17 protein-coding genes are annotated in these 16,011 nt (G+C 61.9%); 6 read left to right on the forward strand and 11 right to left on the reverse strand.

The genetic code is table 11. The annotated features are described in order from the left end of the window. Positions 1-95 precede the first annotated feature (95 nt). The 8 genes from RTI30_RS07640 to RTI30_RS07675 form a co-directional block, all read right to left on the reverse strand. On the reverse strand, positions 96-572 hold the full coding sequence (locus RTI30_RS07640; RefSeq protein WP_312262834.1) for an LEA type 2 family protein: 477 nt from the start codon (positions 570-572) through the stop codon (positions 96-98). A 34-nt stretch (positions 573-606) separates the two neighbouring features. Then, the gene (gene pyrC / locus RTI30_RS07645) at positions 607-1,686 is read right to left on the reverse strand and encodes a dihydroorotase (RefSeq protein WP_312262835.1); all 1,080 of its coding nucleotides are present in this window, start codon (positions 1,684-1,686) and stop codon (positions 607-609) included. After that, positions 1,683-2,054, reverse strand: a complete 372-nt coding sequence (locus tag RTI30_RS07650) for a DUF2237 domain-containing protein (protein WP_312262836.1) — start codon at positions 2,052-2,054, stop codon at positions 1,683-1,685. Before RTI30_RS07650 ends, pyrC begins: the two co-directional genes overlap by 4 nt. A 68-nt stretch (positions 2,055-2,122) precedes the next feature. Continuing rightward, positions 2,123-4,036 carry a penicillin-binding protein 2 gene (locus RTI30_RS07655; protein ID WP_312262837.1) on the reverse strand — a complete coding sequence of 638 codons (1,914 nt, stop codon included), beginning with the start codon at positions 4,034-4,036 and terminating at the stop codon, positions 2,123-2,125. Further along, on the reverse strand, positions 4,033-4,638 hold the full coding sequence (locus RTI30_RS07660; RefSeq protein WP_312262838.1) for an OmpA family protein: 606 nt from the start codon (positions 4,636-4,638) through the stop codon (positions 4,033-4,035). The genes RTI30_RS07655 and RTI30_RS07660 overlap by 4 nt, the downstream gene beginning before the upstream one ends. A gap of 50 nt (positions 4,639-4,688) precedes the next feature. Next, the gene (gene rimO / locus RTI30_RS07665) at positions 4,689-6,038 is read right to left on the reverse strand and encodes a 30S ribosomal protein S12 methylthiotransferase RimO (RefSeq protein WP_312262839.1); all 1,350 of its coding nucleotides are present in this window, start codon (positions 6,036-6,038) and stop codon (positions 4,689-4,691) included. Beyond that, entirely contained in the window at positions 6,035-6,418 is a 384-nt protein-coding gene (locus RTI30_RS07670) for a NifU family protein (protein ID WP_312262840.1), read from the reverse strand. Before RTI30_RS07670 ends, rimO begins: the two co-directional genes overlap by 4 nt. Before the next feature lie 4 nt (positions 6,419-6,422). Next, the gene (locus RTI30_RS07675; protein WP_312262841.1) at positions 6,423-7,157 is read right to left on the reverse strand and encodes an SDR family oxidoreductase; all 735 of its coding nucleotides are present in this window, start codon (positions 7,155-7,157) and stop codon (positions 6,423-6,425) included. Positions 7,158-7,166: 9 nt separating this feature from the next. Here RTI30_RS07675 and RTI30_RS07680 point away from each other — a divergent pair, with 9 nt between their 5' ends. Beyond that, positions 7,167-8,300 (forward strand): SAM-dependent methyltransferase, encoded by a 1,134-nt coding sequence (locus RTI30_RS07680; protein WP_312262842.1) that lies wholly within the window; start codon positions 7,167-7,169, stop codon positions 8,298-8,300. Continuing rightward, positions 8,297-8,521, forward strand: coding sequence for a GDCCVxC domain-containing (seleno)protein (locus tag RTI30_RS07685; protein WP_312262843.1), 225 nt, complete (start codon positions 8,297-8,299; stop codon positions 8,519-8,521). Before RTI30_RS07680 ends, RTI30_RS07685 begins: the two co-directional genes overlap by 4 nt. A gap of 3 nt (positions 8,522-8,524) precedes the next feature. Here the strand turns inward: RTI30_RS07685 and RTI30_RS07690 are convergent, their stop codons facing one another. The 3 genes from RTI30_RS07690 to RTI30_RS07700 are packed head-to-tail and all read right to left on the reverse strand — an operon-like array spanning position 8,525 to position 10,989. Continuing rightward, positions 8,525-8,674, reverse strand: a complete 150-nt coding sequence (locus RTI30_RS07690; RefSeq protein ID WP_312262844.1) for a hypothetical protein — start codon at positions 8,672-8,674, stop codon at positions 8,525-8,527. After that, complete coding sequence (gene hemN / locus RTI30_RS07695; protein WP_312262845.1) at positions 8,675-10,051, reverse strand: oxygen-independent coproporphyrinogen III oxidase; 1,377 nt, start codon at positions 10,049-10,051, stop codon at positions 8,675-8,677. After that, the gene (locus tag RTI30_RS07700; RefSeq protein ID WP_312262846.1) at positions 10,048-10,989 is read right to left on the reverse strand and encodes a LysR family transcriptional regulator; all 942 of its coding nucleotides are present in this window, start codon (positions 10,987-10,989) and stop codon (positions 10,048-10,050) included. The genes hemN and RTI30_RS07700 overlap by 4 nt, the downstream gene beginning before the upstream one ends. A gap of 194 nt (positions 10,990-11,183) precedes the next feature. Here RTI30_RS07700 and RTI30_RS07705 point away from each other — a divergent pair, with 194 nt between their 5' ends. The 4 genes from RTI30_RS07705 to RTI30_RS07720 all read left to right on the forward strand — a co-directional run. Beyond that, positions 11,184-12,221: a YeeE/YedE thiosulfate transporter family protein gene (locus RTI30_RS07705; RefSeq protein ID WP_312262847.1), complete on the forward strand. Its 1,038-nt coding sequence runs from the start codon at positions 11,184-11,186 to the stop codon at positions 12,219-12,221. 291 nt (positions 12,222-12,512) lie between these two features. Beyond that, positions 12,513-13,814 (forward strand): porin, encoded by a 1,302-nt coding sequence (locus RTI30_RS07710; RefSeq protein WP_312262848.1) that lies wholly within the window; start codon positions 12,513-12,515, stop codon positions 13,812-13,814. Positions 13,815-13,860: 46 nt separating this feature from the next. After that, positions 13,861-15,144: an esterase-like activity of phytase family protein gene (locus tag RTI30_RS07715; protein WP_312262849.1), complete on the forward strand. Its 1,284-nt coding sequence runs from the start codon at positions 13,861-13,863 to the stop codon at positions 15,142-15,144. Between the two features lie 135 nt (positions 15,145-15,279). Continuing rightward, positions 15,280-16,011 (forward strand): OprD family outer membrane porin (locus RTI30_RS07720; protein ID WP_312283587.1); only part of this gene is annotated, 732 nt, incomplete at its 3' end.

The raw sequence follows: 16,011 nt of genomic DNA on the forward strand, positions 1-16,011 counted from the left end.
TGGATAGGATCGAAGGTACCGCCCAAGAGCAGCCGCTTTTCGTGCATTTGGGCAGTGTAGAGGATGGATTTGCAGGAGGAAAGATGCGCGCTGCCCTAGCCCCCAAAAAGCAGGTTGCGCAAGACCGGGGCCAGCTCGGCACTGGCAATGGTACCGCTGCGCTCGATAGGGATCCGCGCCGGACCGCTCTGCACATAGCCTTGCGCCGTCCACGGCAGAAAACGCTGGGAGACCAGCGCCGGCAAGAGACTGCCGAGGGCACGCAAAGAGAGGACGACGGGCAGCTCGATGGTCTTGGCACTACGGGCGGCCAGACCGGTGGGCGGCAGGGTGCCGTAGCCGACCGGCTGATGAAAGAGGGAAAGATTGATGCGCCCGTGCGCCGGCGGGATGCCGGTCGGGTTGGGATTGTTGACCCGCACCTTGACCCGGAACAAGGCATCGCCATGTTCCACGCCAAGAAGGTGCATACCCGAATACTGCACCTGGGGAAGGGTGGTGGCACTGGCGGATACGCTACCGAGAAGCAGGCCGAACAAGCTCAGCGACGATACGATTTTGGCTTTCCACATCTTGGGCACCTCGTTGTGCCGATTTCAATCCCGCCTATAGACCCGAAGTCATCTCGCAAGTTCCGGTTTTGTCGACCAAACGCCAAGCAATCTCTTCGCCGGCACGGAAGGGAATGATCTCCTCCGCGCCGAGGCTGGCGGGAGCCGTCCACGGCTGCCGCTCCAAGCGAATCGTATCGGTATTGCAGGGAAGACCATAGAAGGCCGGCCCATGCCGACTGGCGAAGGCCTCTAGTTGCTCGAGGGCGCCGATGCCGGCAAAGGCCTCGGCATAGAGCTCGATGCCGGCGTGGGCGGTGTAGATCCCGGCACAGCCGCAGGCCGATTCCTTTTTGTCGCGTGGGTGCGGGGCGCTGTCGGTGCCCAGAAAAAAGCGCGGATTGCCGCTAGCGACGGCGCGCAAGAGGGCCTGACGATGTTGCTCGCGCTTGAGCACCGGCAGGCAGTAGTGGTGCGGGCGCAGCCCCCCCTGAAAGAGGGCGTTACGATTAAGGAGCAGATGGTGGGCGGTGATGGTAGCGGCGGTACGCGGACCCGCACTTTCCACAAAGTCGACGGCCGCGCTGGTGGTTACATGCTCGAGGACGATGCGCAGGCCGGGAAAGGTCTGGCGCAAGGGCTGCAGATGGCGCTCAATGAAGACCGCCTCGCGGTCGAAGATATCGACGCTGGGGTCGGTAACTTCACCGTGCAGCAGCAGGGGAAGATCCCAACGCTCCATGGCGGCGAGAACGGGATAGACCGCCTGGAGATCGCGGACGCCATTTTCCGAGTTGGTCGTTGCCCCTGCCGGATAGTATTTGACGGCATGGACGATGCCGCTCTCTTTGGCACGCTGTATTTCCGCAACCGTCGTGCTCTCTGTCAGATACAGCGTCATCAATGGCATAAAGCCGGACCTCGCCGGCAGGGCGGCAAGGATGCGGCTGCGGTAGGCGGTGGCGGCGGCAACGCTGGTAACCGGCGGGTTCAGGTTGGGCATGACGATGGCGCGACCGAAACGCGCGGCGGTATCTGGTAATACCGTACGCAGCAGGGCGCCGTCGCGCAGGTGCAGATGCCAGTCGTCCGGGCGCAGCAGGGTCAAGCTTTGCGGCGCAGCGGTCGGAGTCATGCCGAGGGCTCCGCCAGGGCATGAGCAAAGAGGTCTTCGCGGCGAATGATCTCCAGGCAGAGCTTATCGCAGGCGGCAAGGATCACCGGCGGTGCTACCCCGGCCAGGCGGGCCTCTTCCCAACGGGCGGCGCACAGACACCAACGATCCCCCGGCCGTAAGCCCGGGAAATCCCATTCCGGGCGGGGGGTGATGAGGTCATTGCCGCGCTCCAGGGTGTATTGCAAAAAGGCTTCGGTCATTACCGCACAGACGGTATGCGAACCCAGATCCTGGGGGCCGCCGCTGCAGAAGCCATCGCGGCGAAAGCCGGTGCGTGGTTGCAGACCACAGGGCTGCAAATCGGTGTCGAGGACACTACTGCGCATGATCTTTCCTCTGCCAAGCGTGTACCGAGGCGACTAGAGTAGCACCTGCGCACGGCACTGCCCACGGCTCAGCCGCCGCCCTCGCTCCAAATCTCGGCCTGGGCGCGGCTCACGGCGGGCGTTTGTACCCGACAAAAATCCTTTTCTCCCAGGGGCATGGGCACCTTGAAGAAGGCCCCGGCCTCGAGGGCCTGTGGGTTTGCCAGTTGGTTGATTTGCATCAGATAGCGGCTGGTACTGTGGTAGCGTAGGGCAAGCTCGTGTAGGTCAGCGCCGGCGGGTACGCGAATCTCCAGGAATTTGCCGCCGGTATTGCAACGCGGCGGCACATCGAGGGTGCGCAGGGCGCGGCGCATGGTAAAGCGAAAGACCGGGGCCGCCTCGATGCCGCCAAAATTCCAAGCAAAATGGCTGCCGCGCAGGTTGACCGCCATGACCAGGTCGGGATGCCGCCCTGGGGCAAAGCCCACAAAAGTGGCGTTGGTACGATGATGGTAAAAGCCGTCCTTGCCATTGGCCATATTGGCGGTGCCGGTCTTGCCGCCCACGGCATAGCCGGGGATGGCCGCGAGAATCCCAGTGCCGCCAGGGCGGGCGACGGACTGTAGCCAACGCCGCAGGTCGTTGGCGACCCAGGCCGGCATCACCCGATGGCGATGCACGCCAGCACCGGCAAAGAGGGTTGGCCGTACATACCAGCCGCCATTGGCGATAGCCGCGTAGGCGGTAGCCAGCTGCAGGGTGGTCACCGAAACCCCATAGCCGATCGAGATCGTGGCATGACGGGCAACGCCCCAGCTCTGCCAAGGTGGCAGCACCCCCGCCGTCTCCCCTGGCAGGCCCAGGGGGGCGATGCGCCCGAAACCGACGGCACGATACATGTTGTAGAGGGTTCGCTCGGGTGTCCGCAGGGCAATCTTCGCCGTACCGATGCAACTCGAATACTTGAGGATATGTTCGATATTGAGGATGTGGTGGGGGACGTCGTCGGTGATCGGGTAGCCACCCACCCAAAGGGGATGAAAGACATGAAACTTTTGGGTGGGGGAAACACTGTCGCTGGCCAGGGCGGCGGCGATGGCAAAGGGTTTCATTACCGAGCCCGGCTCAAAGGCCTGATGTACCGCATTGTTGACGTAATCGGCCGGGGAGCGGCAGGCGCCGGACTGGTTGGGATTGCAACTGGGGGCGCTGACCATGGCCAGGATGGCACCGGTATGCACGTTCATCAGCACTGCCGAGCCATCCTGGGCGTGGAAGTGGCGGAGGGAACGAATCAGGGCCATGTAAGCCCAGTACTGCATCTGCGGTTCGATGCTGAGATGAATGGCATGGCCGGGCCGGGATAGGCGCTCAACCTTGAGCACCTGCACGACCTGTCCGCGGCCATCGTAGACGGCCTGCTCGCTGCCCGGGTGGGCTGCGAGCCAGCTGTTGTAGCTCAGTTCCATGCCCGTGGCGCCACGGTGGGCTTGATCGACGAGGCCAATGAGGGGAGTGGTTGCGGCCCCGAGGGGAAAATACGTCCGCGAGCTTGGCAAGACCCCCACCCCCGGAATATGTAGAGCGCGGACTGCCGCGCCCACGCCAGGAGGTTGCTGCCGTGCCAGATAGGCAAAATCTGCCCCGCCGCTAGCTAGGCGTTGCCCCAGTTCGACTATCGATAACCCCAGCACTCGTGCCAGACGCGGCCACTGGGACTGGTACTTGCCAAGAATTCTCGGGTCGCCCCAAATGGTGCTGGCCGCGGTATTGACCGCCAGTGGCAGGCCGTTGGCGGCAAATATCACTCCTCGCTGCGCCGGCAGGGGGCGAGTGCGAAGGTAGCGCATCTGGCCCTGGGCGCGCAGGTGCTGCACTTGCAGCACCTGCACCTGCACATCGCGTGCAAGGATTGCCAAAAAGCCGAGGACGAAGACCCCGGCCAACCAACGCGGCCGCGCCCGCGGCAGGGCACGAAAAGGGCGCCGAGGCGTGCTCATGCGTTGCCGCTGGCACGATAGACAAAGTCGACGCGCTGGTTACGGTGCCAGCAAGAGGGCGTGTTGGCAGTGCAGAGCAGATTGTCTTTGCCAAAGGAAACGGTGCTGATGCGGTGGGCCGGAACGCCGTCGGCAATCAGCAATTCTTTGATGGCGTGGGCGCGCCACTCGCCCAGCGCAAGATTGTATTCCTGGGTGCCCGGCTGCGAGCAGTTCCCCTCCAGGCGTACGTGCAGATTCGGAAAGCGCAGCAAAAAGCGCGCATTTTCGGCGGTGATGTGCCGGGCATGGGCACTGACCTGAAAACTATTCTGGGCAAAATGCACGCGCAGGTGGCGGGGCAGGGCCGCGAGCTCCGCTGCCGACAGGTTCTCATTCTGTCCGCCGAGCGGCCCATAAGAAAGATTCCGTCCGGCCTCGTTACTGGGAGCGAGGGCGTTTTCGGTGCTGCTCGGCGCGCTGCTGCCAGTACTGGGTACGGACGCCTGGGTGGGCGGGGTAACCTTTTGTGCGCAGGCGCTGAGCAGGAGACTCGCGGCGAGGACGAAAAGGGGGTAGCGCAAGGCGCGCCGGGAAGGTGTCAGAGAAGATTGTTGCGGCATGGTGGGTATCCTTTTGTTTCGCGGTATACCCCTCTGACCAGCAAGGCTCTCTACAGTTCGCTTCCGCCCTCGCTATCGATTTTTGCGAACAGATCGTAGGTATCGGCGGCGGTGATGGTGGCCAAGACGCGCTCGCCAACGCGATGGCCCCACGCCTGGTCGAGGTGGACGACGCCATCGATTTCCGGGGCATCGCTGGCGCTACGGCCAATGGCTTTGCCATCCCTGTGGACCTCGTCGAGGAGGATTTCGCGCCGTCGACCCAGCCAACGGCGCAGGCGAGCAGCGCTGATTTCCTGCTGCACGAGGAGAAAGCGCTCCCGACGCTCTTCTCGCACGGCCTCGGGCAGGGCACCCGGCAGGGCATTGGCAGACGCACCCTCGACCGGCGAATAGGCAAAGCAGCCAACGCGATCGAGCTCGGCGCTGCGAATAAAGTCGAGCAGTTCGGAAAACTCTGCCTCGGTCTCGCCGGGAAAGCCGACGATGAAGGTGCTGCGCAGGGTGAGATCCGGCACCTCCCGCCGCCATTGCGCAATGCGGTCGAGGGTGCGATCTGCCGCCGCCGGGCGCCGCATGGCGCGCAGAATGCGCGGGCTGCCGTGCTGCAGGGGTACGTCGAGGTAGGGGAGGATTTTGCCCGCGGCCATCAAGGGTAGGAGCTCGTCGATGTGCGGGTAGGGATAGACATAGTGCAGGCGCACCCAGACCCCCAACTCGCCGAGGGCGCTGCAAAGATCGGTGATGCGGGTGCGTAGGGGCCGCCCCTGATGGAAGGCTGTGCGGTACTTGCGATCCACCCCGTAGGCGCCGGTATCCTGGGAGATGACGAGAAGCTCCTGCACCCCCGCCGCCACCAGCGCCTCGGCCTCGCGGAGAATCTCGCCGGGGTCGCGACTGACCAGCTTACCGCGCATGCTGGGAATGATGCAGAAACTACAGGATTGGTTGCAGCCCTCGGCAATCTTCACATACGCGTAGTGGGATGGAGTGAGGCGCAGCCCCTGGGGTGGGACGAGATCGCTGAAGGGATCATGTTGCGGCGGCAGGGCCGCATGGATGGCGGTAAGGACGGCGCCGTCCTCCTGGGGGCCGGTCACCGCCAAGACCTGGGGATGGGCACGGCGCACAAAATCCCCTGCCTCTTTGGCCCCCAGGCAGCCGGTTACCACCACCCTTCCGTTCTCGGCCAGGGCCTCACCGATGGCCTCCAAGGACTCCTCGACGGCGGCATCGATAAAACCGCAGGTATTCACCACTACCAGATCGGCACCGGCGTAGTCGCCCACCAGTTGATATCCCTCGGCGCGCAGCCGAGTAAGGATACGTTCGCTGTCTACGGTTGCCTTCGGGCAGCCGAGGCTCACAAAGCCCACTTTGGGAATTTTGGCGCCGCTCAAAAGGTATTGCTCACGCTGGCCACGCCGGGTACCGCACCAACGATTTTCTCCACCACCTGCTGCAGATCGATGACGGCATTGGGGCAGCCGGCGCAGGCCCCCTTCATGCGCACCCGCACATCGCGTTCGTGGATTTCTACCAGCTCGATGTCGCCGCCGTCGCGGTTGAGAATGCGGCGCACCGCTGCTACCGCCTCCGCTACCGCCTCGGCATTGGGTAGGGGATCGTCGGGGCCAAAGTTGCGCTTGCGCCCAATGAGGCGCTGCGCCATCGCCTGGGCATGGGCAATCTTGGCCGCCGCTACGGGATCGGTCTCCTCGAGGGCGTCGAGTTCTTCCTCGCTGTAAAAGCGGATGGGCTGCCGGAATTCCTGACTCATGGCTTCAATATAACATGCGCCCGCCGTCAACGACGAGGTTGTGCCCGGTCACATAGGGAGCGTCGAGAAGAAGGTAGGCGACGGCCTTGGCGATGTCTTCGGGGGTACCCTCCCGCTGCAGGGCAGTACGCGACAAATAGCCAGCGCGATCGCCATCCGGCGGGTCGATTCCCTCCGCCCACAGGGCCACCCCCGGCGACACGCAATTGACTCGCACCTCCGGCCCGAGCTCCTTGGCCAGGGCGCGGCTCAAGGCCAGCAAGCCCGCTTTGCTGACCGAGTAGGCAAGATGACCGCGCAGCGGCAACTCCGCCTGCACATCCACAAGGCTCACGATGTTGCCGCGCCGTGCGCGCAGCAGGGGCCAGGCGGCCTGACTGAGAAAGAGCGGCGCGCGCAGATGAATACCTTCCATCTCTTCCCACTGCGCGAGGGTCAGGGTCTCCCAGGGGCTGGGGACGAAGAGGGAGGCATTGTGGACCAAGCCATCGAGACCGCCAAAGTGCTCCTGGCAGGCCTCGATAAGGCGCGTTGGGGTCTGCGGATCGAGCAGATCGCCGGGCAAGAGCAGGACGCTACTCCCCCATTGGGCGCGGATTTCTTGGGCCAGTCTTTCGGCCTCCGCCGCCGAATGCCTATAATGCAGAGCCAGCTGGCAGCCACGGGCGGCGAGCTCACGGGCCATGGCAGCGCCCACGCGCCGGGCGCCACCGGTGATCAAGATGACTTTGGCTTCCAAGGGAGATCCATGGCTGTACTCGGTCCAGGAGTTGTATCCCATCGCCTCGGTGGAGACAAGGTCCATCTTCCCACCCCCGACGCTGCGGCTCTGCAGCATTCGGCAGCCCTGGTAGAGCGCATTCGCGCCGCCATCGATGCGGCAGGTGGGGTGCTGCCCTTTGCCGAGTACATGGAGCTCGCCCTCTATGCCCCGGGCTTAGGCTATTATCAGGCGGGACAGCGGCGCTTCGGTCCCGAAGGCGATTTTGTTACCGCCCCGGAGCTCGGCGCGCTTTTTGGCCGGGTCTTGGCGCAGGTCATCGGGGCCGATCCAGGTGTGGATGGCGTACTTGAGTTTGGCGCTGGGACTGGGGCCCTGGCGGCGCAGATTCGCAAGGTCTGGCCGACGCTACCCTACGCCGCTTTGGAAACCAGCCCCGCCCTCGCCCAGGTGCAGCAGGCAAGCGTACCTGGACTGCGGCAGCTCAGCGCCCTACCCACGGCCTGGCAGGGTGTCATCCTTGCCAACGAAGTCCTCGATGCCTTGCCGGTGCAGGTGCTGGATTGGGACGGCAAGCGTCTTTGGGAGATGGGAGTGGCATGGCGAGATGGGGCGCTGGCCTGGCAGGCGCTGGAGCAGCCCCCGGCGCCGGCGCTCGCGGAGCGTCTACGGCCGCATCTTCCCGGCTGGCCGATTCCCTACCGCACCGAGGTCAACCTGCGTGCCAACGCCTGGTTGCGCGCGGTGTCTGCCGCGCTGCAGCGGGGGCGCATCATTCTCATCGATTATGGGTATCCTACGGCGGCCAGTTACTACCACCCACAACGCAGCATGGGCAGTTTGCGCGCCTACTATCGCCACCATTGGCTCGACGACCCCTTTCGCTGGCCCGGGCTCTGCGACCTGACCGCCCATGTCGATTTTTCGGCGCTGCTCGACGAGGCGCGGCTGCTTGGCTTGCGCGTGCAGTGGTTTGGCCCGCTGGCGCGCTTTTTGTTGCAGCACGGTCTCTTGGAGGCCTACCAGGAGCAACTACAGAGCTGCGACGAACGCGGGCGCCTTGCCCTCAATAACGAGGTCAAGCGCCTCACCCTGCCCCAGGAAATGGGCGAAAGCTTCCAGGTATTGATCCTGGAGCGATCAACGGAGACGTGGCCATGACAAACCCCTTACAACTCGATTCTGTTCTGACCTGCCCGCACTGCGGCTTTGCCAAAGAGGAGCGGATGCCCACCGACGCCTGCCAATATTTCTACCAGTGCAGCCACTGCGGCGCCCTGCTCAAACCCAAACCCGGCGACTGTTGTGTGTACTGCAGCTACGGCACCGTCCCTTGTCCGCCAGTCCAGCAAGCCGGTCAGGGCTGCTGTTCCGGCCACTGATCGTCAAAGAACCGTAGGCGAATTCGCCCGTACTGCATCACTGCCAACATAGGGACCAAACCGCTCGCCCTCGGGGTTGCTCGGCAGCAGCATGAATACCAGCATGGCGATAGCGCCCAGGGAAGGAATGAGCCCAAGCCGCGGCAGGCGCATTCAGATTACCTTGGAGAACTGGGTGGTGCTATGGCCCAGGTACGCGTCGAAGACCATGCAGACATGGCGAACCAAAAGGCGCCCGCGGGGGGTGACGCGGATTTCCTCGTCGTTATGCTCAATGAGTCCGTCGGCGGCCAAGGTGTCGAGACGCGGCAAAGCGGCGGCAAAATAGCTGCGGAATTGGATATCCCATTTTGCTTCGATCTCGCCAATCCGCAGCCGGAAGTCACAGATGAGGCGGGTGATGATTTCCCGCCGTAACTGGTCGTCGCGGCTCAGGAGTAGCCCGCGCTCCAAGGCCAATTCGCCGGCGTCTATGGCCTGCTCCCAGCCTGCGAGTTCCTTTTGGTTTTGGCTATACAACGGCCCAACACTGCTGATGGCGCTCATTCCCAGGGCAAGAAGATCCGCCTCGGCATGGGTGGAGTAGCCCTGAAAGTTGCGGTAGAGATCGCCGCGCTCCTGCGCCATGGCAAGCTCGTCGTCGGGCAAAGCAAAGTGATCCATGCCAATGTAGACGTAGCCGGCCGTCTGTAGCGTCGCAATACTCTCTTGCAAAATCTGCAGTTTTTGTGCCGGGCTTGGCAAATCCTCGGCGCGAATGCGGCGCTGGGGGGCAAAACGCTCCGGCAGGTGGGCGTAATTGAACAGGGACAGGCGATCCGGGCGCAGGGCGATGATGGCTTCGAGGGTACGGGCGAAGCTCGCCGGGCTCTGGAAGGGCAAACCGTAGATGAGATCGAGGCTGATGGAAGCAAAGCCCAAGGCGCGCGCCTCGGCGAGCACCGCCGCGGTAAGCTCCAGGCTTTGCTCCCGGTGCACCGCCTTTTGTACCTGCTCCTCGAGGTCTTGCACTCCCATGCTCAAGCGATTCCACCCTGCCTGGCGCAAGAGGGCGAGGGTGCCGGGCTCGAGGGCACGGGGGTCGACTTCGATGCCGTATTCGCCGCGGTCGGCGTCGAGTAGATGAAAATGCCGATGCAGGGCATCGAGGAGCCGCTCGAAATCGCCGCGTTGGAGGAAAGTCGGCGTGCCACCCCCTAGGTGCAGTTGCACCACCGGCCGTTCGTGGTCGATATCCCGTAGCCACAGGCGCATTTCCTTCTCGAGCCGAGTCACGTAGGGCCCGCCCCACTCACGATGACGGGTGACGACTTTGGTGCAGGCGCAGTAAAAGCACAGATGCTCGCAGAAGGGGATGTGCAGGTAGAGCGAGAGGGGCCGGCCGCTGGCATTGCTGGCCTGCAACTGCTCGCGTAACTGCGTGACGGGGAAATCGGCCCGAAACTGCGGTGCCGTGGGATAAGAAGTGTAGCGAGGGCCGGGACGGTCGTAGCGAGCGATGAGTTCGGGGTCGAATTCGATGCCGTTCATTGGGCTCCTCCGACAGGCGGTAGCGGACGAATACCGCGCAGCTCGCCCTGGGCGCTGGCACGCAACTCGTCGAGAAAGGATTGCAGATACGGCAATTCGCCGTGGCCAGTGAGGCTCGCGGCGCGCAAGGTCTGCCAAAGCCCTTTGGGCCCCAGGGGCAGGGCACGGACGTAGCCGCGGTCGCCGTAGTTGCCCACGGTCCAGGTAGGCAGGGCGGCCATCCCCTGGCCCGAGGCCACCAATTGCAGAATGATCACCGTGAGTTCGGCTTGCCGGCGGCGCCAAGGCTGCACCCCGGCAGGCAGGAGAAATTCGCGAAAGAGATCCAGGCGTCTCTCTTCCACGGGGTAGGTGATGACGGTTTCCTCGAGAAAGTCCGCGGGCTCGAGGAAATCCCTTTCAGCCAAGGCATGCCGGGGATTGACGAGCCCAACCACCTCGTAGCCGAAGAGATGATGGATTTCGAGCTCCGGCCCGGCCGACTCCGGCGCACTGAGGATGGCCAAATCCGCTTGCGATTGCCGCAGCAATTGCAAGGGATCTTGTTGGAAGCCCGAGACGATATCCATCTCCACCTCTGGCCACAGAGAGCGAAAGCGATCCATGGCCGGGGTCAGCCAATCGAAGCAAGTGTGGCACTCCACCGCAATGCGCAACCGCCCGCCGCGCCCGGAAGCAAGGCGGCGGAGTTCGTCTTGGGTGCGGCGCAGGGCGGGGAGCACCTCCCGTGCCAAGGCGTAGAGGCGCTCCCCCGCCGGGGTCAGTTGCGGGCGGCCATTGCCGTAGGCAAAGACCTTGATGCCAAACTCGTTTTCGAGGCCGCGAATCTGATGCGAGAGGGCAGACTGGCTCAAATGTAGGCGCTGGGAGGCGGCAACGATGCTGCCGTACTGCAAGACCGCCTCGATGGTGCGCAGGTGGCGAAGCTCGATGGGCATGACCAATATCCTCCCCAGATGCGAGGCATGATAGCGCGGACACCGCAGAAAGGGCAGCGCGCGCTGAGAATATCACAAAAACCTGATATATGCCGTAATAAATGTGCTGAATTTGCAAAGGGTATTTGCTGCGCTGATGATTGCGAAAAAATTGCCGCAAACTTGGAACGATGGTTTGTGATAAAGAGGAGCGTATGGAAACGATCATTTGGGGCTTTTTATTTGGTGCCATCCTGCAGTATGCCCGGCTAAACCGTTACGACACCATTGCAGGCATGGCCGTTTTGCAGGATTTTAGTGTTGCCAAGGCCATGGGCTTCAGTATTGGCCTTGGGCTCTTACTCATGCAGTTAGAAATCGCCTTGGGTTGGGCGGATTACCACATCAAGCCCATGCTGCTGGTGGGCATCATCGCTGGCGGTATCTTGTTTGGCATCGGCATGGCGATCTTAGGCTACTGCCCCGGCACCATCGCTATTTCCCTCGGCCAGGGCAGTCTCGATGCTCTCATCGGGATTTTCGGCGGGCTCTGTGGTGCCCTCGCCTTTTCGGTCTTTTATCCGCAGCTACTCCCCCTGCTCGGACCCAATTATGGCGCCATCTCTCTCTTCACGCTGATGGGCGGCGGCACGGGCTTTTGGCTGCTCACGACCCTTCTGGCGTTCTCGTTCATGGGCCTTGCCTGGTATCTACACCAGCTGCAAACCCGCGATCTGCGCTGGCTCTATGCTGCCATTGCCTTGGTGCTGCTCAACTGTGCGCTCAACCTGCCGCAGGTTGCTGGTCATCCCATGGGGGCGTCTACCGCCTTTCCGCTGGCGATCATGGCCGTTTCGGGTTGGGGTGCGGCGAGCTATTTCGACAAGATTCTCGAGCCCGGTACCTGGGAATTGTGGTTTTTGGCCGGGGCGTTTTTGGCCGGCTTGGTATTCTCCCTGATCGATCGCAGTTTTCGTTTGGTGGCGGTGCCGCGGCTCTGGCAGGAGTTGCGAGGAGACAGCATTGCGCAGCGCTTCGCTTGGTCCTTCGTTGGCGGCTTCCTGCTCCTCTTTGGCGCGCGCATGGCGGGCGGCTGCACGTCTGGGCATGTGATTTCTGGCGGTATGCAGTTTGCCATCAGCAGCATGGTTTTTGCGGTTGTAGTGTTTGCCGCCTTCCTCGGCACCGGCCAGATCTTCTATCGCCGGCGTCGGCAAGCGCTCGTCCAAGCTCGTCCCGTCCCGCTCTCCTAGTGCCGATCCCCGTTCGCGCGCGAACGGGTTGGGTGGCTAGCACCATCCGCGCTCGCCCGTCGCTTCGATGCCGGCGAGCGTTCGCTTTTCTGCGGCGCTGCAAGCGTTTCCCCTCTGTCAGTGTCACAAAAGGTTCACAAAAGGTTCATAAAAGTGTCACAAAGATCTGCTACGCTCCTGCCCACAAGTTGATAGTGTAAAGAGCGTTTGCAACTACTGCCTGCCTAACCCCAAGGGTCAAGGCTCCCGCGACGCTGTTTGCAGTATCCACCACCTGAACGGGAGCTTAGCATGAAGAAGTTGTATGTTCTGGCAGCCAGCGCTGCCCTCGGTATCTCTGGTCTGGCCCAGGCCGACGAGTCTACGGTAATGCGTTCCAACCACGATGATTACAGCCTGATGATCGGCGGTCGTATCCAGGCCGACTATGCCACCTACTTCAATAAGTCCTTCATCGGGCCCAACGGCTCCGTTACCGACGCGGGAGCGGCCGGTGCCAAGTTGCGGCGGGCGCGAATTTTTACCGCTGGTAAGATTGCCAAGGATTGGAAATTCAAGTTTCAGTATGAGTTCACCGATTCTGGTGCTGCCGGTTTCAAGGACGCGTACTTTGCCTACACCGGCCTCATTCCTGGCAATACCATCACTCTGGGGCAGTCGAAGACCTTCTTCACCATGGATCAGCTCAATAGCTCCAACGACAACGTTTTCATGGAGCGGCCCTTGCTTGAAGGCCTCGATACCTATGGCGATCGCCGTATGGGCTTGAAGATTACCCAAAGCGGTGACAACTGGATGCTCGGCTTGGGCGGCTTCATGAATGCCCTCGACGAAAAGATGTACACCAAGTACAGCGGAGTGGCACGAACCGCTTACACCAAGCAGCAGACCTTGGCCTCGATCAGCAGTACCACCAGTAACCAGAGTGGCATTTACACCATCTCTGGCCGTGCTGGCTATGCCCCTTTGCACAGCGAAGGTAGCGATCTCTTTTTTGCGGCCGATCTCAATTACACGGGTTTTGGTGACAAGAATGCCGCGGCCTTCTACGGTACCCGTCCGGAAACCAGCGTTGCCGGCACCAAGCTGCTCGAGGCTTACGTAAGCAACCCCAAGAGCCAGTTCAACTACACCCTGGAAACCGCTGCGGTTGCCGGCCCCTTCTCTCTCGAAGGCGCCTACGTGGGCATGAATGTATCGCGCCGCCTGGGGCTGCCCACGGCCAGCTTCAATGGCTATTACGTGCAAGCGTCCTACACCCTTACTGGGCAGCCGCGCAACTTCAAGCCCAAACTCGGAGAATTCCATTATCTCGAGGACATCGGCCCCGGTGGCGCTTGGGAAGTGGCGCTGCGCTACAGTCAGCTAAACCTGAATGATGCAAATGCCGGCATCTACGGCGGACGCGGCAATCAGATCACGGCCGGTATCAACTGGTATGCCAACGAGCATGTACGTTTGATGCTCAATTACAGTCATGCCCACGTGGAGGCGATTCCTACCACGCAGCCCGTCAATGCTACGTGGTGGAACGACCCACGTTACAATACCGACATGAATATCCTGCAATTCCGTGGGCAGTTCTTGTTCTAACGATCATGGTTATGGAGGGGGGTTGCCCCCTCCTTCTGGAGGCCTTATGCGTAAGATTTGGGTGTGGTTGGCGGCGGCGCTGTCGAGCTCTGCCCTGCAGGCGGCAGAGCTCGATAGCGCTTCCCTGCGTGCTCCCTTGGCTTCGGTGGAGGTGGCTGGCAAGAACCTGTCGCTAACCTTGGGTCCGGGCAGCGGCCTGGCCCATGCCGCCGGCAGCCCTTGGAGCGATTTCTACTCGGTCAGTGATCGGGGGCCGAACATCCCTTGCAAAGACAGCGGTAAAGTCTTGGGTAGAGAACTCTGTCCGGCTACCGATGTCATTTTCCCGTTGCCTGCCTACACGCCCAGCATTTACCCCTTGCAGGTCGATGGTGATCGGGTGTCGTTGCGCGGGCAAGCCATCCCACTGCATGCCGCCAACGGCACACCCCTCACCGGCTTGCCACCGCAACTGCCCAATGGTGAGCGTCCTTTGGGTAGCGATCTGCAGCCTTTGCCCTATTCGGCCAATGGCGTCGATACCGAGTGCATTGCTGCCCTGGCCAAGGGCGACTTTTGGATTGGGGAGGAGTACGGCCCGAGTCTGCTGCGCGTTACGGCAGATGGCGTCGTCCGCGAGCGCTTGGTGCCCAAGGGTAGCGAATCCCATTACGCGGGTAGCGCGGTCCCGGTACGCGCGGTCTTACCGCCCCTGCTCGCCCGCCGTGCCCTCAATCGCGGTTTTGAGGGCATGGCCTTGGCACCGGAGCAAGCCCGGCTCTTCGTTGCCTTGCAAAGCCCTTTGGCCAATCCGAGCGCCGAAGTGGCCAAGGCCTCCCGGAATGACCGGCTCATCGTCGTGGGTCTCGATGCAGAGGGTAACTTTGCCCGTATGGAAGGCGGTTATCTGTTGCAGTTTCCCGACATCAACGACTTTGCCCCGGGTCTCAAACAAAAAGCGCTCAAGCTTTCGGCAATGAGTGCCGTGGATGCCCAGCGGGTTCTGATCCTGCTACAGGCAGGACCAAAAGTGGCGGTGTATTTGGCCAACCTGCGGGGTGCCACGAATCTGCTTGGCGGAACCTGGGCAAAGCCCGAGACCCAGCCGAGCCTCGAGGCATTGGCAGATCCTGTGCACTCCGGTATCCAGCCCGTGCAGCTGCATTTGCTCTGGCAAGGGCCTGAGGAAGGTTTCCCCAAGAATCTTGGCAAGATCGAGGGTATGAGTCTCGTAGATGGCAAACGTTTGCTCCTGATCAGCGACAACGATTTTGGCATCGATGGGGCGCAGACGACGGTTTGGCAAGAGCCGTTATCCGCGGCCGCGCAGAGGATGCTGCAGGCACAGTGAACAGACTCCTCCCGGTGTTTGACATTATATCTTTTGAGATATAACGTCACAAAAAATTCACAAATCTGTCATCAAGGCGTCACATTGCCTTGCTAGCATACGTCTGTCGTAAAAACACCGAAGAGGAGAATGCTCATGTTGTTCAAGCACCGCGCCACCACTTTGGCCGTGCTGCTGACCCTGACGGGCTTCAGCGCCGCCGCTCACGCTGCCACCAGCAGCGCCGATTCCTTGAAGAGCCTGATCACCGATGGCACCGTCGACGGTCAGGTTCGTGCCTACTACTTCGATCGCTTTTTCGGCGGTAAAGCCGTCAATCAAAGCGCCTTCTCGCTGGGCGGCTACATCAATGCTCACACCGCTTCGTTGGCGGGCTTTAGCGCCGATGTCGGTTTCTACACCGCCAATAGTCTGGGCGGCAATCCCACGGGTCCGGCCAATGACGTTACCCTCATGGGTCCGGGGACGTCCATCAACGCCCTGGGGCAGGCCTACCTGCAGTACGAGATCCCGCAAATCGTACTCATCCGCGCCGGCAACCAGATCGTCAACACCCCTTGGGTCAATAGCTCCGACTCGCGCCTGATCCCAGCCACCTATCAGGGTGTTTTTGCCCAGGTTTCTCCGTATTGCGGCTGGAATATCTACGGCATGCGCATCTTCCGTTGGAAGAGCCGTACCTCGGGTGACTACTATCGGGATAACCTGTATTACAAGACCGGCTTTGATGGCGACCCCATCTACGGCGGTGTAGCTGTGGTTCCGAGTACCGATCCGGCGTCCAATGGCATCCTCGCCTTCGGTACCAGTTACAAGCGCTATGGCATCGATGCGCAGGCTTGGTACTACAACTTCTATAACTTTGCC

It is taken from the genome of Candidatus Igneacidithiobacillus taiwanensis, from assembly GCF_031962545.1.
Lineage (GTDB): Bacteria > Pseudomonadota > Gammaproteobacteria > Acidithiobacillales > Acidithiobacillaceae > Igneacidithiobacillus > Igneacidithiobacillus taiwanensis.

What these genes read in the sequence shown, in the direction of transcription:
- RTI30_RS07690 (WP_312262844.1), bottom strand. Translation starts at nt 8,674, where the DNA reads ATGCGCCTGCCGCGGCTTGGGCTCATTCCTTCCCTGGGCGCTATCGCC.
- RTI30_RS07650 (WP_312262836.1), bottom strand. Translation starts at nt 2,054, where the DNA reads ATGCGCAGTAGTGTCCTCGACACCGATTTGCAGCCCTGTGGTCTGCAA.
- RTI30_RS07715 (WP_312262849.1), top strand. Translation starts at nt 13,861, where the DNA reads ATGCGTAAGATTTGGGTGTGGTTGGCGGCGGCGCTGTCGAGCTCTGCC.
- RTI30_RS07670 (WP_312262840.1), bottom strand. Translation starts at nt 6,418, where the DNA reads ATGAGTCAGGAATTCCGGCAGCCCATCCGCTTTTACAGCGAGGAAGAA.
- RTI30_RS07685 (WP_312262843.1), top strand. Translation starts at nt 8,297, where the DNA reads ATGACAAACCCCTTACAACTCGATTCTGTTCTGACCTGCCCGCACTGC.
- RTI30_RS07700 (WP_312262846.1), bottom strand. Translation starts at nt 10,989, where the DNA reads ATGCCCATCGAGCTTCGCCACCTGCGCACCATCGAGGCGGTCTTGCAG.
- RTI30_RS07660 (WP_312262838.1), bottom strand. Translation starts at nt 4,638, where the DNA reads ATGCCGCAACAATCTTCTCTGACACCTTCCCGGCGCGCCTTGCGCTAC.
- RTI30_RS07655 (WP_312262837.1), bottom strand. Translation starts at nt 4,036, where the DNA reads ATGAGCACGCCTCGGCGCCCTTTTCGTGCCCTGCCGCGGGCGCGGCCG.
- RTI30_RS07710 (WP_312262848.1), top strand. Translation starts at nt 12,513, where the DNA reads ATGAAGAAGTTGTATGTTCTGGCAGCCAGCGCTGCCCTCGGTATCTCT.
- pyrC (WP_312262835.1), bottom strand. Translation starts at nt 1,686, where the DNA reads ATGACTCCGACCGCTGCGCCGCAAAGCTTGACCCTGCTGCGCCCGGAC.
- RTI30_RS07640 (WP_312262834.1), bottom strand. Translation starts at nt 572, where the DNA reads ATGTGGAAAGCCAAAATCGTATCGTCGCTGAGCTTGTTCGGCCTGCTT.
- hemN (WP_312262845.1), bottom strand. Translation starts at nt 10,051, where the DNA reads ATGAACGGCATCGAATTCGACCCCGAACTCATCGCTCGCTACGACCGT.
- RTI30_RS07705 (WP_312262847.1), top strand. Translation starts at nt 11,184, where the DNA reads ATGGAAACGATCATTTGGGGCTTTTTATTTGGTGCCATCCTGCAGTAT.
- RTI30_RS07680 (WP_312262842.1), top strand. Translation starts at nt 7,167, where the DNA reads ATGGCTGTACTCGGTCCAGGAGTTGTATCCCATCGCCTCGGTGGAGAC.